25 protein-coding genes are annotated in these 25,329 nt (G+C 61.5%); 15 read left to right on the top strand and 10 right to left on the bottom strand.

What is annotated here, in order from left to right; translation table 11 throughout:
- Positions 1-9: 9 nt before the first annotated feature.
- Together M1E05_RS04530 and M1E05_RS04525 are read left to right on the top strand one after the other, a co-directional pair.
- The gene (locus M1E05_RS04530; RefSeq protein WP_461164583.1) at positions 10-1,107 is read left to right on the top strand and encodes an NAD(P)H-dependent flavin oxidoreductase; all 1,098 of its coding nucleotides are present in this window, start codon (positions 10-12) and stop codon (positions 1,105-1,107) included.
- 215 nt (positions 1,108-1,322) lie between these two features.
- The gene (locus M1E05_RS04525) at positions 1,323-2,066 is read left to right on the top strand and encodes an ANTAR domain-containing protein (protein ID WP_461164582.1); all 744 of its coding nucleotides are present in this window, start codon (positions 1,323-1,325) and stop codon (positions 2,064-2,066) included.
- A gap of 21 nt (positions 2,067-2,087) precedes the next feature.
- Here M1E05_RS04525 and M1E05_RS04520 read toward each other — a convergent pair whose 3' ends face one another.
- Entirely contained in the window at positions 2,088-2,639 is a 552-nt protein-coding gene (locus M1E05_RS04520; RefSeq protein WP_458111961.1) for a hypothetical protein, read from the bottom strand.
- Entirely contained in the window at positions 2,636-3,865 is a 1,230-nt protein-coding gene (locus tag M1E05_RS04515; protein WP_461164581.1) for a serine/threonine-protein kinase, read from the bottom strand. Before M1E05_RS04515 ends, M1E05_RS04520 begins: the two co-directional genes overlap by 4 nt.
- Positions 3,866-4,014: 149 nt before the next feature.
- Here M1E05_RS04515 and M1E05_RS04510 point away from each other — a divergent pair, with 149 nt between their 5' ends.
- Positions 4,015-5,121 (top strand): S1C family serine protease, encoded by a 1,107-nt coding sequence (locus tag M1E05_RS04510; RefSeq protein ID WP_461164580.1) that lies wholly within the window; start codon positions 4,015-4,017, stop codon positions 5,119-5,121.
- A gap of 53 nt (positions 5,122-5,174) precedes the next feature.
- On the opposite strand, the gene M1E05_RS04505 is transcribed toward M1E05_RS04510, so the two are convergent.
- The 5 genes from M1E05_RS04505 to M1E05_RS04485 all read right to left on the bottom strand — a co-directional run bounded on the left by M1E05_RS04505 (position 5,175) and on the right by M1E05_RS04485 (position 10,432).
- A complete protein-coding gene (locus tag M1E05_RS04505; protein ID WP_461164579.1) occupies positions 5,175-5,957 on the bottom strand; it encodes a response regulator transcription factor in 783 nt (260 codons plus the stop codon).
- Between the two features lie 213 nt (positions 5,958-6,170).
- Positions 6,171-6,389, bottom strand: a complete 219-nt coding sequence (locus M1E05_RS04500; RefSeq protein WP_461164578.1) for a hypothetical protein — start codon at positions 6,387-6,389, stop codon at positions 6,171-6,173.
- A 92-nt stretch (positions 6,390-6,481) separates the two neighbouring features.
- Complete coding sequence (locus M1E05_RS04495) at positions 6,482-7,162, bottom strand: response regulator (protein ID WP_458111966.1); 681 nt, start codon at positions 7,160-7,162, stop codon at positions 6,482-6,484.
- Positions 7,155-8,546, bottom strand: a complete 1,392-nt coding sequence (locus M1E05_RS04490) for a sensor histidine kinase (protein WP_461164577.1) — start codon at positions 8,544-8,546, stop codon at positions 7,155-7,157. The genes M1E05_RS04495 and M1E05_RS04490 overlap by 8 nt, the downstream gene beginning before the upstream one ends.
- A 119-nt stretch (positions 8,547-8,665) precedes the next feature.
- Positions 8,666-10,432: a S8 family serine peptidase gene (locus M1E05_RS04485; RefSeq protein WP_461164576.1), complete on the bottom strand. Its 1,767-nt coding sequence runs from the start codon at positions 10,430-10,432 to the stop codon at positions 8,666-8,668.
- Between the two features lie 365 nt (positions 10,433-10,797).
- On the opposite strand from M1E05_RS04485, the gene M1E05_RS04480 reads away from it, so the two are divergent.
- The 8 genes from M1E05_RS04480 to M1E05_RS04445 all read left to right on the top strand — a co-directional run bounded on the left by M1E05_RS04480 (position 10,798) and on the right by M1E05_RS04445 (position 19,314).
- Positions 10,798-12,453 (top strand): glycoside hydrolase family 13 protein, encoded by a 1,656-nt coding sequence (locus M1E05_RS04480; RefSeq protein WP_461164575.1) that lies wholly within the window; start codon positions 10,798-10,800, stop codon positions 12,451-12,453.
- A gap of 116 nt (positions 12,454-12,569) precedes the next feature.
- Entirely contained in the window at positions 12,570-13,598 is a 1,029-nt protein-coding gene (locus M1E05_RS04475; RefSeq protein ID WP_461164574.1) for a LacI family DNA-binding transcriptional regulator, read from the top strand.
- Between the two features lie 86 nt (positions 13,599-13,684).
- Complete coding sequence (locus M1E05_RS04470) at positions 13,685-14,920, top strand: sugar ABC transporter substrate-binding protein (protein WP_458111971.1); 1,236 nt, start codon at positions 13,685-13,687, stop codon at positions 14,918-14,920.
- A gap of 9 nt (positions 14,921-14,929) precedes the next feature.
- Positions 14,930-15,910 carry a carbohydrate ABC transporter permease gene (locus tag M1E05_RS04465; protein WP_461164573.1) on the top strand — a complete coding sequence of 327 codons (981 nt, stop codon included), beginning with the start codon at positions 14,930-14,932 and terminating at the stop codon, positions 15,908-15,910.
- Positions 15,911-15,917: 7 nt separating this feature from the next.
- On the top strand, positions 15,918-16,748 hold the full coding sequence (locus M1E05_RS04460) for a carbohydrate ABC transporter permease (protein WP_458114564.1): 831 nt from the start codon (positions 15,918-15,920) through the stop codon (positions 16,746-16,748).
- A 45-nt stretch (positions 16,749-16,793) separates the two neighbouring features.
- Entirely contained in the window at positions 16,794-17,585 is a 792-nt protein-coding gene (locus tag M1E05_RS04455; protein WP_461164572.1) for a ThuA domain-containing protein, read from the top strand.
- Positions 17,582-18,721 (top strand): Gfo/Idh/MocA family protein, encoded by a 1,140-nt coding sequence (locus M1E05_RS04450; protein WP_461164571.1) that lies wholly within the window; start codon positions 17,582-17,584, stop codon positions 18,719-18,721. Before M1E05_RS04455 ends, M1E05_RS04450 begins: the two co-directional genes overlap by 4 nt.
- Before the next feature lie 194 nt (positions 18,722-18,915).
- Positions 18,916-19,314 carry a hypothetical protein gene (locus M1E05_RS04445; RefSeq protein ID WP_458111975.1) on the top strand — a complete coding sequence of 133 codons (399 nt, stop codon included), beginning with the start codon at positions 18,916-18,918 and terminating at the stop codon, positions 19,312-19,314.
- 46 nt (positions 19,315-19,360) lie between these two features.
- Here M1E05_RS04445 and M1E05_RS04440 read toward each other — a convergent pair whose 3' ends face one another.
- Positions 19,361-21,514: a transglycosylase domain-containing protein gene (locus M1E05_RS04440; protein WP_458111976.1), complete on the bottom strand. Its 2,154-nt coding sequence runs from the start codon at positions 21,512-21,514 to the stop codon at positions 19,361-19,363.
- A 188-nt stretch (positions 21,515-21,702) separates the two neighbouring features.
- On the opposite strand from M1E05_RS04440, the gene M1E05_RS04435 reads away from it, so the two are divergent.
- The 4 genes from M1E05_RS04435 (at position 21,703) to M1E05_RS04420 (ending at position 23,984) form a co-directional block, all read left to right on the top strand.
- Positions 21,703-22,467, top strand: a complete 765-nt coding sequence (locus tag M1E05_RS04435; RefSeq protein WP_461164570.1) for a phosphatase PAP2 family protein — start codon at positions 21,703-21,705, stop codon at positions 22,465-22,467.
- Positions 22,427-22,621, top strand: a complete 195-nt coding sequence (locus M1E05_RS04430) for a hypothetical protein (RefSeq protein ID WP_461164569.1) — start codon at positions 22,427-22,429, stop codon at positions 22,619-22,621. Before M1E05_RS04435 ends, M1E05_RS04430 begins: the two co-directional genes overlap by 41 nt.
- Positions 22,622-22,941: 320 nt before the next feature.
- A complete protein-coding gene (locus tag M1E05_RS04425) occupies positions 22,942-23,661 on the top strand; it encodes a GAF and ANTAR domain-containing protein (RefSeq protein WP_461164568.1) in 720 nt (239 codons plus the stop codon).
- A gap of 11 nt (positions 23,662-23,672) precedes the next feature.
- Positions 23,673-23,984: a hypothetical protein gene (locus tag M1E05_RS04420; RefSeq protein WP_458111980.1), complete on the top strand. Its 312-nt coding sequence runs from the start codon at positions 23,673-23,675 to the stop codon at positions 23,982-23,984.
- A gap of 16 nt (positions 23,985-24,000) precedes the next feature.
- On the opposite strand, the gene M1E05_RS04415 is transcribed toward M1E05_RS04420, so the two are convergent.
- Entirely contained in the window at positions 24,001-24,435 is a 435-nt protein-coding gene (locus M1E05_RS04415) for a hypothetical protein (protein WP_461164567.1), read from the bottom strand.
- A gap of 132 nt (positions 24,436-24,567) precedes the next feature.
- Entirely contained in the window at positions 24,568-25,314 is a 747-nt protein-coding gene (locus M1E05_RS04410) for a GAF and ANTAR domain-containing protein (protein ID WP_461164566.1), read from the bottom strand.
- Between the last annotated feature and the right edge of the window lie 15 nt (positions 25,315-25,329).

Genomic DNA, 25,329 nt, shown 5'->3' with positions numbered 1-25,329 from the left:
CTGTTGCACATGACAGCCTGGACCAGTACACCCTTCTCGCGTCTGCTGAACATTAACTTGCCCATCGTGCTGGGGCCGTTCGGGGGCGTTTCCTCGATCGGCCTCACAGCCGCGGTCAGTGAAGGAGGCGGGCTGGGATCCTTTGGCCTGTACGGCTATGACCCGGACCGGATCAGGGCAACGGCGCATGCCCTTAACGAAGCAACAACCAAGCCCTACGCGCTGAACCTGTGGCTGCCCATCCCGGGCGAAGAACCGCCGCAGCCCGACGAGGCAGAGTTTGCGGCCTACGTTGAGGTCCTCCGTCCGTATTTCGAGACTGTGGGGGTTGAGCCGCCTGCCAGGCCTGCAGCCTACCTGCCCGACGTGGAGGGGCAAATCCAGGCAGCGCTGGAGGCAGAACCCGCCGCCCTCAGCTTTGTATTCGGCGTTCCTCCTGCAGATGTCATCGATGCTGCGCACGCCCGCGGCATAATTGTGATGGGAACCGCCACCACTGTCGAGGAGGCACTGGCCCTGGAAAAGGGCGGCGTGGACGCGATCGTGGCCTCGGGCATGGAAGCCGGCGGCCACAAGGTGTCTTTCCTGGATAAGCCGGAGAATTCGCTGATCGGCACTTTCTCCCTGGTGCCGCAGGTGGCAGACGCTGTGGCAGTTCCCGTCGTTGCTGCCGGAGGGGTTGCCGACGGCCGCGGAGTTGCTGCTGCCCTCACCTTGGGAGCCGACGCTGTGCAGATCGGTTCGGCTTTCCTGGCTACAAAGCAATCCGCTGCCAGCAACGGATACCGGTCCGCGCTTCGGGATCCCGGGACGCGGCAGACCGTGCTCACGCGGGCCTACAGCGGCAGGTTGGGCCGCGGTATCCCAAACCGGGTTGCACGCGAACTTACCGATTCCCGCCTTCATGCGCCCTTCCCCGTACAGAATTGGCTGACCGGACAGTTCCGTACCAAAGCGGCGCAACTGGACATCCCGGAACTGATGTCACTCTGGGCAGGTCAGTCCGCACCCCTTATCGCGGCAGCCCTTGATAACGACGACGACGCCGGTCACCTTATGCAAAGGATCGTCGACTCCACCTCGCGGATTCTGGACGGCAGCAGCTGAGCTGCACCTGAGGAGCACTGATAAGCACTGACAGAACCGACGAGTCAGAGTCCCTGCCGTCTGGTGTATATAATTTCCCGGTACGGTTTAGCAGAAGGCCGTTGGGGAGTTCTTCGATCCGGCTCCTGCCGCCGATACCTTGTCCTCACTTTTTTCGGGGGCAGTATCTGCAGTGCCGGGTCGTTTTGACCTGAGCGAAACGGCATCAAACAATCGTGGCCAGCGAGTCGACCGCAGAATCTGCAACATCAATCACAGAGCACCTTCAGGAACTGGTACTCACCAGCTCAGATGTAGGGGATTTCCTTCACGAGCTTGCACGCGTATCCGCCCGCAGCCTGTCAGTAGACGGCGACGAGGTTCTGTGCGGCATTACCCTTCTCCGCCACCGCAAAGCCGCGACTGTTGCCAGCAGCAGCGAGCAGGCCCAGTCCATGGACGAGATCCAGTACTCGTATGGAGACGGTCCGTGCATGACCGCCTCCCGGGAGCAGCTGACAATTCATGTTCGGGACCTGGAGAAGGACCAGCGTTGGCCTCATTATTTCGAGACGGTCCTGGAGCAGGGTGTCCGTTCCATCCTCGCCGTTCCTTTCCGGTTGGAGGGAGACACAAGGGCCGCGCTCAACCTCTACTCGCACCGGCCCGGACGGTTTGAAGGGAAAGTGTCGAAGCTCGCGGAGGACTTCGTCAGCCAGACGTCCATGGCCCTGAGGCTGGCAGTACGCTTTGCCCACCACAGTGAAGCGGCAGCAAACCTCAAGGCCACCCTCGAATCCCGGACGGCCATCGACGTCGCGGTCGGGATCATCATGGCCCAGAACCGCTGCAGCCAGGCCGAGGCCTTCGAACTCCTCAAGGCAGCCTCCAGCGCCCGGAACGTAAAACTCCACGGTGTGGCGACCAGCATTGTTGATTCCCTGGGGCACGGCCACGTCAGGACCCATTTCGAAGCGTAGGCACGCCGTGTGGAATGGTTCCTAAGGGTCCTTGTTCTTCCCGCCAGGATCCAGTTTGCCCGCGCCAGGTTTCCCGTCATCAGGTTTTCCTGCATCGTTTTTGTCAGGGGAACCACTATCGCCGCCGTCCTTTTCGGGCGAACCGGCTTCCTCGGTCAGCGGGGCGGGCGCCGGCGGGAGAGGGGCTGTTGCGATGTCGGGAACTGCCGTTGCCGTCGGCCCGGGAGCAGGGGAAACCACATCAGTTGTTCCTGCCGCCTTCGCTGCGGCCACCGCAAGTGTCTGCAACTCGCTCCGGACGTCCTCCAACGCGCTGCTGATGCCCTGGTACCGTGCAAAAGTCATTTTGCCGTCACCGGCAGCCGCATCCAGATCCTTCTTGAACTGCTCCAGGAGCGCGAGAGCGCGGGCATAGTCGTTTCCTGCCGCAGCCTGCCGGACTTCCGGGAGGCGTGACTGCAGATCCCGGGCGGCGGCGACTGACAATTCAGGAGTCTGCGCGGAACATGCGGGGGCGAGAACCAACAAAGTGGCGACCATCAGGGCCGATGGCAGCTTATTCCAGCGGATCACGGGGTGAGGCTCCTTTCCAGATCAGCCATCTCGCGCTCCAGCGTCCCGGACAGGGCCGGTGAAGGGACTGGGGTAACCGGGGAGTTGGGCTGCTCTCCCCCACCCACGGCGGCTATTCCGGCACCGCCCGTCAGCACAGCGGAAAGGACCAGCGCCATCCGGAGCCTCCTGCTGCGGAGCCTTCCACCCTTCCTGAGGACAGATGATCGGGAAAAGGGGACTTGAGACACACTGGAGGCCACAGGCACTTCCGCAGCGACGGGGACTTTGGTGGTGACGGGGCCAGGCTCCGTCAGACCGATCGCCGTCGTAACAGCATCACCGCCAGCGGGGACGGCGTCAGGGCTCGAGAGAAAAGCGTCAGTGAGGGAAGCGTCTGAGAGTGAACTCAGGACCGAGCTGACCTCCCCGGCGGAAGGCCGGCCGGCCGGTTCCTTGCAGGTCATAGCCCCCAGCAGTTCCCGCCACTCCGAACTCAGGCCGCTCGGGATTGCGGGATCCCGCTGAAGCCTGACCACCGCAGATTCAATCGGGCTGCCGGGGAACTCTATGTGTCCGGTCAGGCATTCGAGAAGAACCAGCCCCAGGGAGTACACGTCGCTTTTCCCTGTCAATAACTCTCCGCGTGCCTGCTCCGGGCTCAGGTAAGCAGCAGTTCCCACGGTCCGCCCCGTTCCGGTAATTCTGTCCCCCTCCAGCACCCGGGCAATTCCGAAGTCGGTCAGCTTGGCGCTGACCCGACGGGCAGCAACGGTTCCATCCACTGCGGTCAACAGAACATTGCCGGGCTTCACATCCCGGTGGACCACGCCCTGGTCATGGACGTAGCCAAGGGCTGAAGCGATGTCGGCCCCAATCCTGGCAGTGTCCGGCAGCGAAAGGGGTCCGGCCTGCAGCAGAGCCCGCAAATCACGGCCACCGACGAATTCCATCACCACAAATACCCGCGCGCCCAAGGGATCTGCATCGTCGGTTGCGGCGTCAAAGAGGGTCACCAGGCAGGGATGGTTGAAGGATGCCAACATCCTGATTTCGGCTCGCTGCCGGGCAAGCATCTCTGTATCTGCGCTCTCCCGGTGGAAGAGTTTCACGGCCACTTCCCGGCCGAGGGCTTCGTCCCGGGCCTTGTAGACGACAGCAGCGGCGCCTCGTCCCACCAGTTCAAATACCCGGTACCGCTCGGTCAAGAGCATCCCGGTCAGGCCGCTTTTCACCACTTCAGTCATGTTCACAGCTTTCGTTCAATTCAGCAGCCAGCCTCGTCGCCCCCAATTCATAAGCATACTGATTAATTGTTGCAGATCACCACTGTTCCCGCCCACCCCCTGAGAGATACGGTTGAAATCTGGAGACAAAGAACTGGAAAGGCTGTCCAATGAGCCCCTTCCCGCGAGTGGCAACATCAATGTTTTTCCGCTCCTGCCTTGCCGGACTCGCCGCTTTGACCATCGCGTCGCTCTGCGCCTGCACAGGGATGGAGGGCAGTCCTGATCCAGGCCCCTCCTCCCCCGCCGTCACTGGCCTAACGCCTTCGCCGGCTCCGTCTCCGGGAAGCAACCAACAAGGCAATCAGCAAGGCGGCCAGCACCTGGACATCACCCGGATTGTCGAAGAACTGGCACCGTCCGTGGTCACGATCTTTGCCGGCGAGGGCGTGGGCAGCGGCGTGGTCTACGACGGAGAGGGACTCATTCTGACCAACGAACACGTCGTGCGGGGAAGCCCAGAGGTTGAGGTCGGTTTCGCTGATGGCCAAAGGGTACGAGGCACTGTCAGGGCCGCTGATCCCATTTCCGATCTAGCCCTGGTCCAGACTGACCGCACGGGACTGCCCGTGCCGGAATTCCAGAAAGAGCTGCCGCGCGTAGGCGAGACGGCCGTAGTGATCGGCTCCCCCTTGGGATTTGAAAGTACTGTCACTGCGGGGATCATTTCGGGGCTTCACCGGTCCATCCCCGGATCGGCAGCCAGCAGCCAGTCCCTGGTGGACCTCATCCAGACCGATGCGCCCATCAGCCCTGGTAACTCCGGCGGTGCAGTGGTCAATTCACGGGGGCAAGTAATAGGGATCAGTGAGGCTTATATCCCGCCGCAGGCAGGTGCTGTTGCCCTGGGCTTTGCGATTCCTGCAGCAACGGCAGTTGAAGTTGCCGAGCAGTTGAAGGAAACCGGGCGCGCTGAGCACGCTTTTATTGGCCTGACTCCCGGCCAGCTGACGCCCCAGATTGCCGAAAGGCTGGGCATCCAGGACATCAACGGCGTCCTGGTCATGTCCATAGCCAACGGCGGCCCAGCTGATGATGCGGGAATCGAACCCGGCGACGTACTCCTCAGCTTGGAGGGGAAAGAACTCTCTGCTCCCGAAGACCTGCTGGCAGCCCTTCGAGGCCTCGATCCTGGCCAGACAGTCACCGTTTCCTTCAACCGTGACAACCAGGGCCAGGAAGCTAAAGTCCAGCTCAGCGAGCGCCCTACTGAGTAAATGAGATCCACACGGGCCGGATCCCGCTGCGGCTCAGCCTTGGAGTGAAGAGGCTAACGTGCGCGCCCCAGCCGATAGCCGATTCCGCGGACAGTTTCCACCCAGCGGGGGGCACGGAAATCGTCCGCCAGCTGTTTGCGCAGATTTCCCATGTGCACTTCAATGGCATGTTCATCGGCAACTGAGACAGAGGTTGCGCCGGCTGTTTGGTTCCGGACGCGCCTCACCAGGTCCGCCCTCGTCTGGACAAGGCGTCCGCCTTCCAGGATGGCCAGCAGGAGGTCGAACTGTGTACGGGTCAGATTCACGGCCCGGCCATCAATTTTCGCAGTCCGCCTGTCCTCATTCAGGATCAGTCCATTGTGCTCAAAACAGCCAGCGGGGAGGGCTTCTGCCGGCAAGGGCTCGGAAGCGGCCGGCAACTGTGCGGCCGGCACCAATGCGGCGGGTTGGGGTGGATGGAACCGCCGCGGCCGCCGGAGCATGGCGGCGATCCGTGCCCTCAGTTCCCTGGGCCGGAAAGGCGTGGTGAGATAGTCGTCCGCCCCGGCTTCGAAGCTCAGAAGGGCGTCCGCTTCGTCCAGGCGCCCCATGACGATGACCAGATAGGCATCGCTGAACGTCCGGATTCGCCGCGATGCTTCGATTCCGTCAAAGTCGGGGAGCCCCAGATCGACAGTCACCACGGTGGGATTGTGCTGCCGGACAGCTTCAACGCCCTCCGCTCCAGTGGACGTCGCAAACACCGTGAAGCCCGATTGTTGCAAAACTTCCCTGAGCGAATGCCTGATGTCGTCGTCGTCCTCCACGACCACGGCAATGCCCCGCTCTTCCATTCACGCCCCCACGCTTTTTGATGCCCCAATACTACAAAAAACCGGTACCGCAACAGCTTTTTTCAACCATCAAGGATCTGAAGTCACTGATTATGCAGCAACTGCAGCTAGGGACAGCACGAACCCGCGCCGCTCCTTAAGAGCCACGATTTGTAAAGTCAGTTTAGTTGACGCTGGAGTAACAAAAGGACGTACGCCGGCCCGGCCCTGCGCCTACTCGGCCTTGATGTCGCGATTGTCCCGTTCGTCGAACTCTTCATCGAGGTCATAGTGCCTGAACTCGGTTTCCGGGTTGGGCCCGCCCTCGGCAACATATTCGTAGTCAAGCTGGCGCTGGATCTGGCTGTCGAGGATCTGCAGGTCCTTGTCCTTCACCACAGAGAGGTCCTCGGGGAAGGCATCCTCAGGCGTCAGATGCAGTTTTTCAGACATGGTGACCTCTCAGGCCGGGCAGTGGGGGAACCGGTAAAGCGGCGTCCCGGCCGCCTTCAGAATATGCCCCCCGGGGATGTTGGGGTAGTCCATCATCCCAGCAGGCGGCGTTCATGCGCGAATGCCACCAATTGAAGCCGGGTTCGCAGCTCCAGCTTGTCCAACACACTCCGCAAATGGGTCTTGACCGTTGCCTCGGAAATGAAGAGGCTTCCGGCGATTTCAGCGTTTCCGAGACCCTTTGATGCAAGCAGGAAAACGTCCCTTTCCCGTGCGGAAAGCACCTCCAAAACCGAGAGATCCGGGCCGGCGCCGGGGAACGTCCGGGCGGCATGCTGAAAGAGATCATGGATTGAGCCCGGAGCAATCACTGAATATCCCGAGTACACGGTCCGGATCGCTGCAAGGAGGAACTCCGGCTCTGCGCTCTTCAGAAGGTAACCGCTCGCCCCGGCGTGGACGGCCTCCACTACGGCCTGATCCCGGTTGAACGTGGTCAGGGCGATGATCCTTGGCCGGGCCTCACCGAGCGCTCCGCCCTGTTCCATGATTCGCCGGGTAGCGGCCACACCATCGAGGACAGGCATGCGCAGGTCCATCAGCATGACGTCAGCACTCGTTTCAGCAGCCAGGGTGACAGCCTCTTCCCCGTCGCTGGCCTCGCCTGCCATCTCCATGTCCTGCTGGCTTTCGATCAGCATCCGAATACCCGAGCGGAAGAGCGGCTGATCGTCCACCAGAGCTACCCGGATGCGGCTGCCTGCATCAGGCACCAGAGGTGCCTTCCTGCAGGGAAGGGGACGACGACGCCGATCCAACCAGTGCGCCCACCGTTTCTTCCTGGTGTGGCGCAGTTTTGGGGTCAACATTTGCTTCCAGGGCAGTCTTTGCTTCCACAGCCTCCACCTGCTCCGGAGAGTCATCCGACCGCTTGCCGTAGGGAATGAAGACTGTGACACGGAACTGCTCACCATCTGGCCCCATAGTGATCCAGCCGCCAGCCAGGTGGGCCCTTTCCCGCATGCCAGGCAGGCCGCGGCCTACCCGCTGCTGAGCTCCGTCCGTGCCTGCATTATCCGTGGGCAGCGCGGACGCCACATTCACTGCCAAACCAGGGCCGCTCCAATCGAAGTGCAATCTGACGGCGGTGCCCCTGCCGCCATGCTTAAGGGCGTTCGTTAGGCATTCCTGGACGATCCGGAAGACTGCCACTTGCTGCCCTGCCGTCAATTCAACCGGATCTCCTGACTGGCTCTGCTCGACGGCGAGGCTTCCCTGCTTCATTCTCTCCACCAGTGGTCCGACATCGCTGAGGCGGGGCTGGGGGGTGACCATCCCGTCGTCGTGGACTCCTTCGATGACCCTTTGGGCGTCCACCAGGGCGCTCCGTGCGGAAACGGCGATGTTCTCCAGAGCATTGAGCACGGCCTTCGGTTGGTCCTTGCTCAGATACCTCGTGCCATCCGCCTGGGCAGCAATCACAGCCAAAGAGTGGGCCAGGACATCGTGAAGATCCCGCGCTATGCGGGTGCGTTCCTGCTCAACGATGAGATTGACTTCTGTTTCCTTGAGGGTGGATTGCGCAAGGTTGCGCGCCCGGAACAGGCTGCCGCGCTCCTCGTAAAGAGCCAGAAGGAGACCCACAGACCCGAAGGCAGCGGCGATCAGGAAAAGTATCGAGAACAAATTCCCACCGTGAACCTGGAAATTCACCCTGTCTCCTAGGTAAAGCAGCTCAAACCAGCCCACCCCACGTCCGTACCGCCACGAGATCATCAGATACGTCATCATGACCACGAACGCCACATTCACCGCCGCCGCTACCACACGCATCCTCTTTGGTGCGGTCCACAGGATGAAAGCCAGTGGGATGAAGGCGCCCAGGTAAATCGGCCAGGTTTCGGAATAGAGCAAAGGAACGAAGTACAGCAGCTGGCCAATGAGCACGGCGCCGATAAGGCCCAGCGACAGATACGGCTTCACCACTGACACAGCAGTCGCTGCACTGAAGGCAACTAACGGGACGATCCCCACCCACGTAAGCATCGTCGAGAGGGACATACCTCGTCCTGACTCACCCACACACCAGAGTATGAAGAAGATGACGGCCGCCGCGGGGGCGCCCCATTGCCGCAGGACTTTCAGGAGTGGTTGCATGCCTGCCACACTATCCACCCTGAAGTCCCCAACCCGCGGTTTTCGTCAAAGCTCAGCCTTTAGGCCAGCAGATTCATCCGCCAAGCCAATCCCGGAGGATGGGGCAACGAGGCGAGCCCTCAGAATGCTCCCGTGGTGAAGGTCCAGCTGACGGTGGACAGAGGATTCCCGGCCAGGTTCCGAATGGCAGCTGCGCCGCCGGTGACAGTCACTGTGTACTTCGTTTTGGCAGCCAAGGAGGCCGAAGGATTGAGGATCCACTGATTGGTGGTTCCGTACCGGGAAACGCTGGCCGGGACGAGTGCTCCTGTCGCTGTGTTTTTCACGGTTACGGTGCCGGTCCCTGCTCCTTGAATGGCCTCGCTGAAGGTCACGGTGATGTTGTTGGCCCTCCGGACGAAGGTGGCCCCTGCGCTCGGCGTCCGGGAAGTGACAACGGGGGCCGGTCCGCTGGTAAAGGTCCATGACGTCGTGGCCAACGGGGTGCCTGCCCCATCCCGGATGCCGGCTGTTCCGCCAATAAGGGTGGCTGTGTACTTTTGATCTGCGGCGAGATTGGCGGAGGGATCGAGGGTTGCCGTGCGGGTGGCGGCACTGTAGCTGACGGCTGCCGGAACCGTGGCGCCCGTCGCCGTCTTCAGGACGAAGGTGCCGCCGCTGACACCCTGGACGTCCGTGCTGAAGGTGGCTGTGACGTTGGTTCCCGGTTGGACTGCCATGGCATTCTTCGCTGGTCCATAGGCAGTTACGGTAGGTGCCGGAGCAGGCGCGGGGGCCGGAGCTGGGGCCGGGTCTGAAAACAGGAGCCGGTTGGGAGTCCCTGCACCAGCCGCAGCCACTGCCCCTGGCGTAGCGGCAGAAAGGACCTTGGCGGCGATATCGGCGGGAGTCGAGGCGGGAGTGCGGGAGAGCAGAACGGCGGCGACCCCGGCAACATGCGGGGTTGCCATGGAAGTCCCGTTCATTGTGACAGAAGCCGTCGTCGAGCTGGATCCGGCGGATGTAATGCCCACGCCTGGAGCGTAAAGGTCAACGCACGACCCGTAGTTGGAGAAGGAAGCCTGACGGTCTGAAGAATCAGTGGCGGCAACCGTCAGGGCCTGGGGCGCCCGCGCGGGGGAACTGTTGCAGGCGTCCACGCTGGAATTTCCGGCCGCAACAACGGCGGTCACGCCGTCGTTGATGACTCCCTGCACGGCCGAGTCCAGCATAGAGCTGGCCGAGCCGCCGAGGCTCATATTCACCACAGCCGGCGTACCGGAAGCATGATGGGCGGCAACCCAGTCCAGCCCTGCGATGACATCAGAGTTGTAGCCGGAGCCTGCGCAATTGAGCACCCGGACCGGAACAACCGTGGCGGCCTTCGCAATTCCGTAGTTCTTTCCGGCAATGGTCCCGGCCACGTGAGTGCCATGCCCGTTGCAGTCACCGGAGCCTAGCCCGTCCGAAACCGCACTCCAGCCGGTGGCTACGCGGCCGCCAAAGTCGACGTGCGAGGCGAGGACACCAGAGTCCACAACGTAGGCGCTGACTCCGGCTCCTGCAGTCGAGTAGGTGTAGCCCCCCGAAAGCGGCAGAGCGCGCTGATCCGTCCGGTCCAATCCCCAGGGAGCTGGCTGTTGCGTCTCTTTGATGCTGACAGGGGCATCGATTTCCACCGCTGTGACCCGTGCTGACCGCTTCAGTGCCGCGGCCTGGCCCGCTGTGGCAGTGACGACGGCGCCGCGCGTGGCGGCGGAGAAAGTTCGGCCGACGCCGACACCTTGGGACCGTAGCCCCGCGGACTCCACGGCAACATCAGCTCCGGGAACGAACTGGACCAGATAGCGTCCGCTGTCCCCCGCGACCTGAGAATTTTGCGGAGCGGGCGAAGTCGCGGGAGCCAAGGACGTCGCTGCCGAAGCAGGACCCGCCGTCGTTAGTGCTGCAAGGGAGGTAAGAAGAACGGCAGTGAGAGTGCCGGCTACTGCTTTGCGGGGGAATCGGAGAGCGGAAATTTTGGGGTCCTTCTCAAAAAGGGAGCCTGCTTGGCCTGATGAATATGGAGGAGGGAGTGCTCATAGCGCTCTGGGGGCTATTCCAGAGTAGGCTTCGCTTTTGTCTCTTTCCGGATCCTTGCAGAAGCCTTGCAGGATCCTTGCAAGGGGACTGGCGAGCCGTGCCCAAAGGTGGGAAAACACAGGCGAAAACCTGCGGAAAACCACCCGCGTCAGAGCCTCAAGGGGTGGGCCGGCCCCATAGGATGGTCCACATGAACGCCGAGTTCCACCAGACCGGTCTGAGTCCCGATGCCGATTGGTGGCGCCAGGCGGCCGTCTACCAGATCTACCCCCGCAGTTTTGCCGACTCCAACGCGGACGGTCTGGGCGACCTTCCCGGGATCACCGCGAAGGCCTCGTACCTGCAGTCATTAGGCATCGAGGCGGTCTGGCTGAGCCCGTTTTATCCCTCCGCTTTGGCCGATGGCGGTTATGACGTTGACGACTACCGGGACGTCGACCCCAGGTTGGGGACACTCGAAGACTTCGACGAGCTGCTTGCCGCCCTTCACCACGTGGGGATCCGCCTGATCGTGGATATTGTTCCGAACCACTCCTCCAACCGGCACGTCTGGTTCCGGGAAGCGCTCGCTGCACCACCGGGTTCAGCGGCCCGCGAACGCTACATTTTCCGGGACGGAACCGGCCCCGACGGTTCCCAGCCGCCGTCGGACTGGCTCTCACATTTCGGCGGCAGCGCCTGGACCCAGGTGGCGGATGGCCAGTGGTATCTTCACCTCTTCAGCCCGGAGCAGCCGGACTTCAACTGGGACAATCCGGAGGTCCGGGAGGACTTCCTGGGAACGCTCCGCTTCTGGTCGGACCGGGGAGTGGACGGGTTCCGCGTCGATGTGGCCCACGGCATGGCCAAGGATCTGTCCGAACCGCTCAGGAGCAGGCCCACCTCGGACCCGCGTAGCACGCCCGACGACGGCACCGACCCCTTGTTTGACCGGGACGACGTCCACCGCATCTTCGCAGAGTGGCGCAAGGTGCTGAACGAGTACGATCCGCCGCGCGCAGCAGTCGCGGAAGCCTGGGCTCCCACTGCCCCTCGGCGCGCGCTCTATGCAAAGCCCACCGGCCTGGGCCAGGCCTTCAACTTCGATCTCCTCGAGGCCAACTGGGAGCCACAGACCTTCCGGACAATCATCACCACCAACCTTGCCGAAGCCGGACTGTCGGGCGCCTCCTCCACCTGGGTGCTTTCCAGTCACGACGTCGTCCGCCATCCCTCCCGCTACGGGCTCCCTCCCGGAGTGGACTTCCAGGCGTGGCTGCTCTCTGGCGGATCCTCGCCTGCCGAGGACAGAAACGTGGGATTGGCACGGGCCCGAGCCGCAACGCTCCTGATGCTGGCCCTGCCAGGATCCTCCTACCTTTACCAAGGCGAGGAACTGGGTCTTTTCGAGGTTGCCGATCTCCCCGAAACCGTCCTGCAGGATCCCATCTGGGTCCGGACCGGCCACCGTGAAAAGGGCCGGGATGGCTGCAGGGTTCCGCTCCCGTGGACCGCCGACGCCCCCTTTTTCGGATTCAGCGCTACGCAACCGCACCTGCCCCAGCCAGCGTGGTTCGGTCCTTTATCCGTCGCCTCTCAAGACGCTGATCCCGATTCCACCCTGCAGCTCTACCGCCGCGCGCTCCGGCTGCGCAGGAGGCTGCGGTCCGCTGAGACGCTCAGCTGGGTCGAGGGGCACCGCCCTGACGTCCTGCATTTCGTGCGCCCCGGAGGGTGGCACAGCATCACCAATTTCAGCCCAGAACCTGTCGCACTGCCCGAGGGCGACGTCGTCATCGCCAGCAGGCAGTTGGTCAATGGCACGCTTCCGGTGGATACGACTGCCTGGGTCATCGCTGATTCGTAAATTAACCATTGCGCTGTTCAAGTGATGCGTGCCATACTCTTTCTCGATGCGTATCGACGATGCGTATCGATAAACCATATTAGCCGGAAGCACCTACACGGGAGGGGACAGAATCCATGCCAACCAGCAAGGATGTTGCCCTCGCCGCGGGAGTAGCCCAAAGTACTGTTTCTTACGTGCTGAGCGGTAAACGCCCAATTTCGGAAAAGACAAGAAAAAAGGTCGAGGCTGCAATTGAACAGCTCACCTACCACCCCAACGCCGGAGCCCGCGCACTCGCGAGCCGCCGGACCCGCGTCATCGGCCTGGTCATTCCCTTCATACCGGAATTGCATATGGCCTCCCTCATGGAATTTGTGTCGTGCATCGCGTCAACCGCCAGGCAGCACGACCACGACATCCTCCTGGTGACGGAAGACGAGGGTGCAAACGGGCTCCGCCGCGTCGTCGGGCAGCAAATCTGTGACGGGCTGATCCTGATGCAGGTGGCGGGAGAGGACGAACGGCTTCCTGTTGCCCGAGCTTTAACGGTTCCGGTGGTACTCATTGGAATTCCACGAGATCCTTCCGGCCTCGTTTGCATCGACGCCGACTTTGAACTGGCGGGGCACTTGGCTGTCAACGATCTCGCCGCAGCCGGACATACAACCATAGGGGTCATCGCATGGCAACCTGAGGTTGTGGAACGCCAGGTCAACTACGTCGACCGCTTCGTGCAGGGCACCAACAAGGCAGCGAAGGAGCTGGGAGTGAAGCTGGTCCACGTGGTTGGCGGAACCGACATCGGCACCATTTCCAAGTCGGTGGATGAGGTGCTGGCCCAGACCACAGGACAGCCGGCATTCATCGCTCCCGAGGGAACAGTGCAGGAGATTCTGCTCCGGGTTCTCTCCGCCCGAGGACTGACGCCGGGAACCGACGTTTCCGTCATCGGCAGCGCATCACCGGCACTGGCGGAACTCCAACCCGTACCCTTGTCAACCATCGACCTCCGCCCCCGCGAAGTCTCCCGCCGGGCAGTGCAGATTATCTGCAATCTGCTCGAATCCGGTTCAGAGGGACCCCACGAATCCCTGGAGCTGGTGCCGCCAACGATCACGCACAGATCCAGCGTCATCCGCCCCGCCAAAGCCAAAGCAAGCTAGCCCAATCAACCCGCCATCCCCCCAGCCATTCCGTTTTGCGCATTATCGATACGCATCGACTAAACCACTATCAAGAAGGACAGACAATGAAGTCAGCATTCACCGGAAACAGGCCCCTTGCCACCGCCGTCACAGCACTGGTGGGCCTTCCACTCCTGCTCGCAGGATGTGGGGCCCCTTCTGGCTCCGCCGGTTCTGAAACTGTCACGGAAATCTCCGTGATGGACTACTACAACAATGAGCCCGACAAGTCGTTCATCGGCGACGCCCTGACCAGCTGTGCTGCAGAGGCCGGAGTCACGCTTAAGCGCGAGACAGTGCCCGGCAAATCCCTGATCTCCAAGGTTCTCCAGCAGTCTTCCTCTAAAACGCTGCCGGATGTCCTGATGCTGGACAACCCCGATCTTCAGCAGATCGCTGCAACCGGCGCCCTGGCGCCATTGTCCGACTTCAAGGTAAGCACTGAAGATTTCGCTCCCGGTGTGTTGAGTGCGGGAACTTACAAGGACAAGGTCTATGGCCTCGCCCCCACTGTCAACACCATTGCCCTTTTCTACAACAAGGACATCCTGGCCAAGGCAGGCGTCACCCCGCCTGCAACGTGGGATGAGCTGGAGGCGGCAGCCGCCAAGCTGACAGAGGGCGACCAATACGGCTTGGCGTTCAACGCCAACCCCACCTACGAGGGCACGTGGCAGTTCCTTCCCGTGATGTGGTCCAACGGCGGGGACGAGAAAAACATCAACACGCCGGAAACCACCCAGGCACTACAGCTGTGGACGGATCTGGTGAAGGATGGCTCAGTCTCCTCATCTGCCCTCAACTGGACCCAGGCCGACGTCAACGATCAGTTCCTGGCAGGTAAAGCAGCGATGATGGTCAATGGACCCTGGCAGATCCCCGCTCTCAGCAAGCAGCCCTCGCTGCAGTACGGCGTCGTGAAGATCCCTGTCCGCGAGGCCGGCCAGACGGCGGTGGCTCCGCTGGGCGGAGAAGTCTGGACTGTTCCCCAAACGGGCAACAAGGCACGCCAGGCCAAAGCCGCCGAGATCGTTTCGTGCTTGAACAACGACGAAAACCAAATGTCCATGGCTAAGGCCCGGAATACTATTCCTTCCAAGACCTCGCTGGCGGAGACCTTCGCAAAGGAAAACCCCAAGCTCGCAACGTTCACCGAACTCGTCAAGACAGCACGGGCGCGTACCGGGCAGCTCGGTGACGGATGGCCGGCCCAGGCAACCAAGATCTACACCGCGATCCAGGCTGCGTTGACCGGAAGCGCTTCTCCGGCGGACGCACTGAAGCAAGCCCAGGGCCAGTAAGAGGGAGTCATGTCACTAGCAGCTGACTTGTCGCCTTCGAAGGCGCAATCCAGGCAGCACCTGCCGGGCGTGGGTCAAGAACCCCCGGTTCCGCGCCGACGCAACCGCCATCGAAAAGAACGCCTCTTCCAGTGGCTCTTCCTGGTGCCGGCCGTTGTGTATATGGCCCTGTTCTTTGGCTACCCCGTGGTCAAGAACGTGATCATGAGCTTCCAGGACTACACCACGGCAACCTTCTTCACCGGAGAAGCCCCCTGGGTGGGCGTGCAGAACTACGTCACCGTACTGTCGTCGTCGTTGTTCTCAACGTCCCTCCTGAATACGGCGTTGTTCACCATCGGATCCATCCTGGGGCAGTTCGTGATCGGCCTTGCCCTTGCCATCTTCTTTCAGCGCAAATTTCCACTCAACGGGATCCTCCGCTCACTGCTCCTGCTCCCGTGGCTGCTTCCGCTGATCGTGTCCAGCGCCGTTTGGCGCTGGATCCTGGACAAGGACAGCGGCGCGCTGAACCGCTTCCTCGGGGACCTGAACATCATCGAGACAGGTGTTCCCTGGCTGACCAGCACATCGCTGGCGCTGATCGCCGTCGTCGGCGTAAATATCTGGATCGGGATTCCGTTCAACCTGACCATTCTCTACGGCGGCCTGCAGGAAATTCCGGACGAACTCTATGAAGCGGGCTCCCTCGATGGAGCCACGGGCTGGAAGGCCTTCCGCTACATCACCTGGCCCATGCTCAAGCCGGTGGTCAGTGTGGTCCTGGTGCTCGGCGTCGTCTACACGCTCAAGGTGCTGGACATCATCCTGGGCCTGACCAACGGCGGTCCTGCCAACTCCACGCAGACCATTGCCACGCAGTCCTATGCCTTGTCCTTCCAGGAGTTCAAGTTCGGCGAAGGTGCAGCGCTGGGGAACGTCCTGGTGATCATTTCGCTGGTGTTTGCAGTCCTGTACCTCCGGGCGAGCAGGAGGGCAGTCGATGAGTAAGGAAACCATGACCCGGCCGATTCAAAAGAAGGCTGAGCCCCGCAGCTGGGGGAACACTGCCCTGGCCATCCTGTTCCTGGCCATCATGCTTTTCCCGGTGTACTGGATGATCAACGCGTCCTTGCAGCCGAACGGGGCCACGGTGGACACAACCTGGCTGCCCCTTAACCCGGATTTCACGGGCTATCTCACGGCAATCCGGGAGCAGGGGCCAAATCTTGTGACGAGCCTGGTCATCTCGCTCGGCAGTGTGCTGCTGAGCCTGGCCATCGCCGCACCGGCTGCCTACGCCCTGGCCTACTTCAAGGTCAAAGGCGCCGGGGTGGTGCTGTTCGCCATCCTGATCAGCCAGATGATTCCCGGGATCGTCGTAGCCAATGCGCTCTACACGGCCTACAACGATCTGGGTTTGCTGAACTCCATCCCCGGACTGATCCTGGCGGACTCGGCCCATGGGATCCCGTTTGCCATCCTGATCATCCGGGCGTTCATGAACGGCCTGCCTTCATCGGTGATAGAAGCGGCAAAGGTAGACGGCGCCGGGCATCTGCGGGCATTCTTCTCGATTGTCATTCCGCTGAGTCGCAATTCACTGATTACCGCGGGCCTCTTTACCTTCCTGTTCGCATGGAGCGATTTCCTCTTCGCCCTGACGCTCACCACCACCGAGGCAGTCCGGCCGGTAACACTGGGCATCTTCCAGTACATCGGCGCCTATGTGAACGACTGGAGTTCGGTGATGGCCACCGCCGTCCTGGCCTCCATCCCTGCCATCATCCTGCTCGTGGCGGCGCAGAAATACATCGCGGCGGGCACCTCCAGCGGAGCTGTTAAGTAGTTCCGACTCAAACCAACCCCACCCCCAACCAATCCAGGAGAGACTATGACCACCAGCGCCAATGCCGCTGAAGCACCACAAATCCGCGTCACCGTGTGGGGTGAGAACCAGCACGAGAAGCACGACGAACTCGTGGCCCGCCTGTACCCAACGGGCATGCACGGAGCCGTCAAGGAGGGTATTGAGGAGAACCTCGGCAGCAGGGTGACCGTCCGCACAGCCACCCTGGATGACCCCGAACACGGCCTCACGGAAGAGGTTCTGGCCAACACTGACGTCCTCACCTGGTGGGGCCATATGTCCCACGCCGACGTCAGCGACGAAGTTGTTGAGCGCGTGCACCGCCATGTGCTCTCCGGGATGGGCTTGATCGTTCTGCATTCGGGCCACTGGTCCAAGATCTTCACCAAGCTCATGGGCACCTCCTGCACCCTGCGCTGGCGTTCCGAGCAGGACCGCGAACTCGTGTGGACTGTGGATCCCACGCATCCCATTGCCAAAGGTGTTCCGCACCCCATCGTGATTGACGAGCAGGAGATGTATGGCGAGTTCTTCGACATCCCCGCTCCGGAAGAACTTGTGTTTATCAGCTCCTTCAGCGGAGGGGAAGTGTTCCGCTCCGGCTGCACCTTCCGCCGTGGCCACGGCAAGATCTTCTACTTCAGCCCCGGCGACCAGGACTACCCGGTGTACCACCACAAGGACATCCGCCGCGTGATCTCCAATGCCGTGGAGTGGGCACTGACCGACAGCCCGGAACGTGTGTACCCGGAGCTGCTCCGCTACGAAACCAACGATTTCTTCAACGGCAAGAGCTACCAGGGAGCCAGGGCGTGAGCAACTCTTTTGCCACCATTCCCGACGACGGGACTCCCCTGCGCGTCGTCGTCGTCGGCGCCGGCGGTATGGGCCGCGCGTGGCTGAACGCTGTGGAGGAGTCCCCGCTCGTCGAACTCGCGGGAATCGTTGACCTCGACCTTGCGGCTGCCGGTGCCGCGGCAGTAGGCCGCCCTGTTCCCGTGGGAACGGGCACCGCCCGGTTAGCGGCCGACGTCGGCGCCCAGGCCGTCATCAACGTCACCGTCCCGGCCGCGCACCACCCGGTCACGACGGAGGCGCTGGCAGCAGGGCTGCCGGTCCTGGGCGAGAAACCGGTGGCTTCCACGCTGGCCCAGGGGATGTCCCTCGCGGCCGCGGCCGAGCTTTCCGGGCAGCTCTTTATGGTGAGCCAATCCCGCCGGTACAACCGCCAGCTTTTTGCCGCGAAGCGCCTCGCCTCCTCAATCGGGAACGTCGGTATTGTGTCGGCTGACTTCTTCAAAGCCCCCCGCTTCGGCGGATTCCGTGACGCCATGGAGCATCCACTCCTGCTGGACATGGCCATCCATCAATTCGACATGGCCCGGTTCCTGCTGGACGCGGATCCGGTGTCCGTTTTCTGCGAGGAGTACAACCCATCCTGGAGCTGGTACCGGGGTGATGCCGCGGCCACGGCTATCTTCGAGATGTCCGGCGGCGAACGTTTTGTCTTCACGGGCAGCTGGTGCAGCCCTGGACTTGAGACGTCCTGGAACGCCGCTTGGCGGATCAGCGGTGAGCATGGATCGGTGATCTGGGACGGGGACAACGAGCCCCTCGTGGAGTCGGCCGCTGCTTATGGTGAACCTGTTGGCGAGCTCGAAAGCGAGAATCCGGGCCAGGAGATCGCTGGCGCGCTGGTGGACTTCGTGTCCGCGCTCCGGTCGGGGGCCGCGCCCATGGGGCAGGTTCACCAGAACATCATGAGCCTGGCCATGGTGGAGTCTGCCGTTCAGAGTGCGTCCAGCGGTAAGAGGATCATGGTGGATGGGCTCTTGGAGGAGTCCTACGCCCAATGCGTCGCCGCCGAGCGCAATCCTGACGTCCTGGAGATTCTGCGATCGTGGCCGACGGTTCGGGCTGCACTGGCGGCGGAACCAAGCCGCTTGCCCTAGGGTCTGCGGTCCCAGGATTCTGCCAGCCTGGAACTTGAGGTGATTTTTTGGGAAATTGAGGCGATTTTTGATGTTGTCCGGCCATTCTGGGGTGCACAGCCGGAAACCCGGCGTCCGCGGTTACATCAACGGTCAAAACGTCATCAAGGAGCCCCAATGGATCCGATCGCAGACCCCAAGGGCCGGGTCACGCCATGAATTCCGGGCTGCTGTCCTTGGCTTCCTTCGGAGCCACTATGCCCGGCATGATCCTGTTGGGCCTCGGACAAACCATGGTGGTGCTTTGCCTGTGCTGTGACCTGGTAAGCATGCTCTCGGTACCCCGGTCTCACCGACGCTACATAGCCAACACCGTTTTCCGCACGTTGGCCGTGCCGTCGATTCTGGTCACCGGCGTGGGCGTTCTGATGGATGCGGCCTTCTGGGCATGGATGGACGTGGCGTTCGGGACGTTCATCATGGTGGCTCTGGTCTTCCGTCTTCACGCCAGCAAGGACGAAGACAACTGGTGGAAGGGCAAAGGCAAGAAGCTGGCCCATTGGTTCCGCGATCAGACGGCGACGCGGTTTGTACCGGCCCCGGCGGCCGGCTAACTGTGGTCCGAACCGCGAGTTTGCTTCCAGGGCACCAGGGTAGCTCTCAGGGCTTCATCATTGACGCCGGTGGGCCGGGGAACGGTGCCGCCGGGTAAAGTCCGGCAACCTGCAGCATGTAGTTCACCCATTGCGGGCCGGCGATCATATAGCCGTCAACCCGCTGATAGAACTTGCCGTTGATGGTCAGATTGTGGCCCGGCCGGCTCTGCCCTTCCAGGGTGTCCCCAAAGAATGATGCGGTGGAAAGTCCGGAGGTGTAGCCAGCCACCCAACTCGCACCGTTGTTGTTGGACGTTCCGGTCTTGGCAGCAGTGGGAACCTTGTCGTGGATCTTGGGGTTGATGTGTACACCGGATCCCACTTTCAAAACGTCCTGCAGAACTGCATTCACGCCGCGGGCAACCTCGGGTTTCACGGCGTCCCGGCAACTGGTTGATTGAGCCGGGAACTTTCGCCCGCTGGGATCCGTGACGTCCAGGATGGCGATCGGCGTGCAGTATTTGCCGTCGTTGGCGAAGGTCGCGAAGGCATTTGCCAAATGGAGCGGGGCAACCCCGATTGCTCCGAGGAGGTTGCCGAGTTGGTGCATGTTGACCGGAGCACCGTCCAGGCCGCTGTGGATTCCTACTGCATCCACCATCTTTTGGATGCCGCAGAAGTCCAGCTGGGTGGCCGACGCGAACGTCGCGGTGTTGATGGAGTTGTACAGCCCATAGTTGATGGGCATTTTCCTGTAGTACCCTTCGTCGGCGTTCTGCAAGTCATCTGCCGTGCCCAGACCGGCATTCTTCTCGGCCGTGCTGTAGCCGCCGAGCACCTTCCCGCAACTGGACCGCCACGGGAAATTAAGCGGATAGGTCCGCCGCGAGGCATCCACTTCGGCCGTGATCGATTTGCCCTCATTGAGCCACTGGGCGAACGTGAACGGCTTCATGGTAGATCCGGGCTGGAAGCCGCCGGCCCCGTTGAGGTCACCGCCGTTGGCGTCCTTGGCATCGACGTTGAAGTTCAGCTGGGTATCAAACTTGCCTTCCTGGGGAAGGAAAACTGTATTCTGGGCCATGGACAGGATTCTTCCGGTACCGGGTTGGACCGTTACCAGGGCAGCACCCCATTTATCAGGGTTGGGCCCTGCCGTGGCGTCCACCTGGGCCTGGGCGGGTCCCTGCAATCTGCTGTCCAAGGTGGTGATGATGGTCAGCCCGCCGCGGTAGAGGTGCCTTTCACGTTCGGAAATATCAGCGCCGTACGCGGGGTCGTTGAGGATCAGGTGCGAGACATAGTCGCAGAAATACACGGCCATTTCCGCCCCGGCGCAGCCTTGCTTTGACGGAGTGATCTTAAGTTCGACGCCGGAGGCCACTGCCGCGTCATGCTCTGGCTGCTGAATCATCCGCTCTTCGAGCATTTTTCCCAGCACTTGGTTACGCCGCTGCAGCGCGTTTTCCGGGTTGACCGAGGGGTCGTAGAAGCTGGGACTGTTGACCAGCCCTGCGAGCAACGCGGACTGTGGCAGATTGAGATCTTTGGCCGACGTGCTGAAGAAGTACCGCGATGCGGCTTCTATCCCGTAGGCATTGGCATTGAAGAAAACAATGTTCAGGTAGCCCTCGAGTATCTGGTCCTTGGTGAACTTCTTCTCAAGTTCAAGGGCCAGCTTCATCTCACGCAGCTTGTCACCAATTGTTTTCTGGCCGCTGAGGACTATTTCTTCGGTGTTGCCTTCGGAGAGGCGGGATTCGTTGAGGACGTTGGTGACATATTGCTGGGTAATCGTGGAAGCACCCTGGCGCCCCCCGCTGCTGAGGTTCGAACTAAGTGCCCGCACAATGCCTTGAGGGTCAACACCCGCGTGCTCGTGAAAACGGCTGTCCTCGATAGCAATAACGGCATTCTTCATATAGGGCGAGATCTGATCCAACGGGACGCGTACGCGGTTCTCGGCATAGAACGTGGCAATGGGTTTACCGTCAGCAGTCAGAACCTTGGTGGATTGAGACGGGGCGTCTACATCCAGTTCGCCCGGGAGGTTGTTGAAGAAGGCAACGGAATTGCTCACAGTCGTCCCTGTGACGGCCACTGCGGGCACCACAAAACCAGCGGCAAGCACACCACACAGCACGCTCACCACCAAAAATCCGAGGACCCTTGCCAGGGCCGCACCAAGAGTCAGCTTTGGGCTATCTTTCAGCTCCATGGCTCTCCAGCTCAACGTGGTGAAACGTGTTTCCAGAATACGCCCGGCCGACCCGGCGTTCCAGAGGCCGCCCGCCGTGACCGGCTCCCCCACCATCCGCTCAGCGTCCTCCCACCTACACATGGAATAGTTCGGGTGGAATACTTGAACCCCCTCCTTTTCCTGCAGATCCATGCCAGAAAGAAGACATGAAGGAACCACGCCGTCCCGTGCCTTGCCTCCGCATGCCAGGTCAAAGCTGGTTGTTACTGACAGCGTCCTTCGCACTGTTTGCGCTGACGCTAGGGCTGGGATACCTGGGGAAAACTTACGGATCCCCGGGACCGGACCTGGCAATGGATCAACTGCTCATTCCCGGGCGAAACCCTGTCCTAACAGGACTATTCCTGACCTTTAATGCCGTCTTTTCCCCGCTGGGGAACATCATTATTCTTGCGCTCGCCTGCCTGCTCCTGGTGATTCTGAAGAAGCCACTTGCTGCTATCGCATTCGGATCGCTGGTTTCCGTTGGGTGGTTGTCGTCGGAACTGGGGAAAATCGCCATCCTCCGGCTAAGGCCACCCGCGGACGCCACGCAGGCTTTGATCGCAGAAGCCGGCCACGACAGCTTCCCCAGCGGGCACACGGCGTTCGCAGCGGCGCTCGCATGGGGTGCCGTACTCGTACTGGCGCAGACCCGGCATCAACGAACAGTCACTGCCGTCGCCGGCGCGGTTCTTGTCATTGGCGTTGCATACTCCCGCCTGTATCTGGGCGTGCATTACCCCAGCGATGTTTTGGGTGCAGTACTCATGAGCATGGCTGCCATCCTGTTCTGGCTGCCCGTCTGGAACAGGCTGATCGAACCGCCATTGCGCAGGTCCTCCCTCATGGCCAGAATGGCTAACACTCCAATGAAGGAGGAGATGGCAGATGAGCAAGGACATCCAGATGGTTCTGGAAAAAGCCGGTGAAGAGATGATTTTCCTGGGCCCGGATCATCCCTACTACGGGCTGCTGGCAGCTCTGGTCACCTCTGTGAGGAATGCCTGGCAGGAAGGCTACGACAGTGCCTCCGGGGGTCCCGCAGAGAACCCCTACGGTTTCAGGCCAAGAGGCCCGCTCTAAGCATCCGCACTGACATGGCGGCCGTCAATGAGGCCTACATGACGGAAGCCCCTGCGCGAGCTTGTGATTCAAGCGCGGGGGCTTCCAGGCACTCCGGTCTTCGGGGGAAAGCGGAGGCTTAGAGAACAAAGTACAGCGTATTCAGGCTGCAAAAGACCAAAAAATGCGTTCTTGATTCAACCTTGAGTCAGACTTATGGCGGTAGCGGTTTCCGGCGCTCCAGCGGGCATGAGGCTATGCTGGAAGAAGCCGGCTTGTGGGCTGGGGAACCCCGGGAAGGGGTCTGAGCCCACACCCCCGAACCCGACCAAGAGGCAATCATGTCCAAACAGCTTCCCCTCGACGAACTCTCTTCTGTCATCGCCCGGGTGAAGGGGCTCCTCCTTACCGAGGAGAAAGTTGACCGCGCTGTACAGTTGCTCGCGGCCGCCGCAAAGCAGGCCATTCCGGGGACGCTGGGTGCAGGTATCTCCCTCCTCGATACGCAGGGCAAACGCACCAGCAGCGCCGCCACTGACAAGATTGTGGAACAGGCGGATACCGCACAATACGAGCTGGGGCAGGGACCCTGCCTGACCGCATGGGCTTCGGAAGCAACAATTCTCGTCGAGGACGTGCGGACGGAATCCCGCTGGCCGGAATGGTGCGCCGCAATGAAGGAGATCCCCATCCGTTCAGTGTTGAGCACCCCGCTGGCAGCAGGCAAGGAATCACTCGGCGCGCTGAAAATCTACGCCGCCCAGCCCGGGATCTATGGCGAGGAAACAAGCCGGCTACTTCAGCTGTTCGCCGGCCCCGCCGCCACCCTCCTGGCGAACGTCCAGAGTTCTGAAACGCCACGCCGCATCAGCGAATCGCTGTCAACCGCACTTTACAGCAGGGACACCATCGCGAGGGCAACAGGGATATTGATGGAGCGGCACGGGCTAAGCAGCGACGACGCAATGCGGAAACTCCTAAGCCGTGTCAGGGCAGATCGGACAACGCTCTTGGAAGAGTGCAGTCGGATCGTTGCGGCTGTACCGGGACGCCGCGGGTAGAGGAGTCACCGATGGGGTTCGAGGCCCACGAAGAAGAACAGTGCCGGCTGCTCAGGAAGGCACTGAAATCCGCCGACATCACCCCTGCGGACCTATGGCTGACGTATTTCAGCATCGGTGGAGCGGTGGGTGAATACGAGGTCCACGCGTATCTGCAGGGACTCTTGTCCCTGCCCTTGCTGCAGCGCGACCTGCTGGCCTGCGCCGCCAACGAACTGATCGAAGAAGTTCCACCGCTGCCACGTGCCCCTTACGCTGAGGAGCTCGAGCCCAGCCACGGCGCCGGCAGCACCGGCACCAAGAACTCCAAGAGGAACACCTGAAACAGGCAGAAGGGCTTCAGTCAGGGATCTCCATCTGGAAGCCGCAATTGCATCTGAGGACGCGGGTTCGAAGGTAAACGTCCAGGAGCGCTTCAGGCTCCCGCTCCGTTTTCATGGTGGCATAGGCATTGCGGAGCTCGGAACCGGCCACGTGCATAGGTTCACCGCAGTGGATGTATTCCCCGCCAAACTGCAAAACGCTCAGCGATTTTGGAGGCCCGGGACGGTTGAGGATGGCCGCCACCTGCGGCACACCAGCAGCGTGCTCGTAGAAGCATTCACACTCCCCGCACGTGTAGGAAACCCTGACCAAGTCCCGTTCCCCTCCTTCGAGTGCTTCGATTGACTCGACGATCAGGAAACGATCGGTATGACATTGGGTGCACCACAGCCGCTGGCTGTAGGGATGGTGGGCGCCGCCTGGAATGAAGCGGTTGGAGATGGTCGACACTGACAGAACTCCTGCTGTATGGGAGGCCTGTGCCCACGCTGCTTGAGCGATGCTCCCGAGATCAGGCTAACGTCCTGCAGCCAATCCGACAAGCACGCGGCTGCGTCCACCGGATGCCCTTCGCAACCCGCCCTACTCGTCAAAGTGGGTGTGCACAGCCGAGCCCTCACTGATGGACGCAATGATCCCCGCGGCCACGTCCCGCAGCTTGATATTCCGGCTGTTCGAGGCTCTGTTCAGCATCTGTTGGGCGGCATCCTGGCTGCACCTGTTCTGGGCCATGATCGCTCCGACAGCTAGGTCAATAGTGGTGCGGGACTGCATTGCGGCCGCGAGGTCATTGCGCGCTTCTGTCAGTTGCGCTATCCGCAGGGCCAGCCGCAGGTTCTTCGAGATCCGCTCCGCAAAATCTTCGGCGTCAGCAATGTCCTCCCCGGAGAATCCATGGGCCTCCGGCGAGTACAGATTAAGCGCGGCCCTCGTTTCCCCTTCGAGGGGAAGCGGCACACCCAGAATGGACAGGATGCCCTGACCTCCCACGGCCCGGACATAGTCCGGCCAGCGCGATTCATCACGGAGATCCGGCACATGAATGGTGGTCATTTCCTTCATTGCAGTCAGGCACGGCCCCTCACCGAAGGTGTTCTGCAGCTCGTCCATGGCCCTTGCGCAATCATTGCTGCTGGCAATTGTCAGTGCCCGTTTCCGCCGGATTACAGTGATGCCACAGTAGACACTCAGGCCTGGCTTGGACAGGCTTTTCGCGGAGTAGGCCGCGAGCTCGTTAAGAAACTCCCCCACGTCTGAGCTGTCCAGCACCAGATCCTGGAGATGGAGTCCAATGTCCGCCGCTGTTTCCCTCTTGGCGTCACCTGCCATGGGACTGACCCCTCT

This window comes from Arthrobacter sp. R4-81, assembly GCF_054792365.1.
This window is presented reverse-complemented; position numbering and strand designations above follow the sequence as displayed.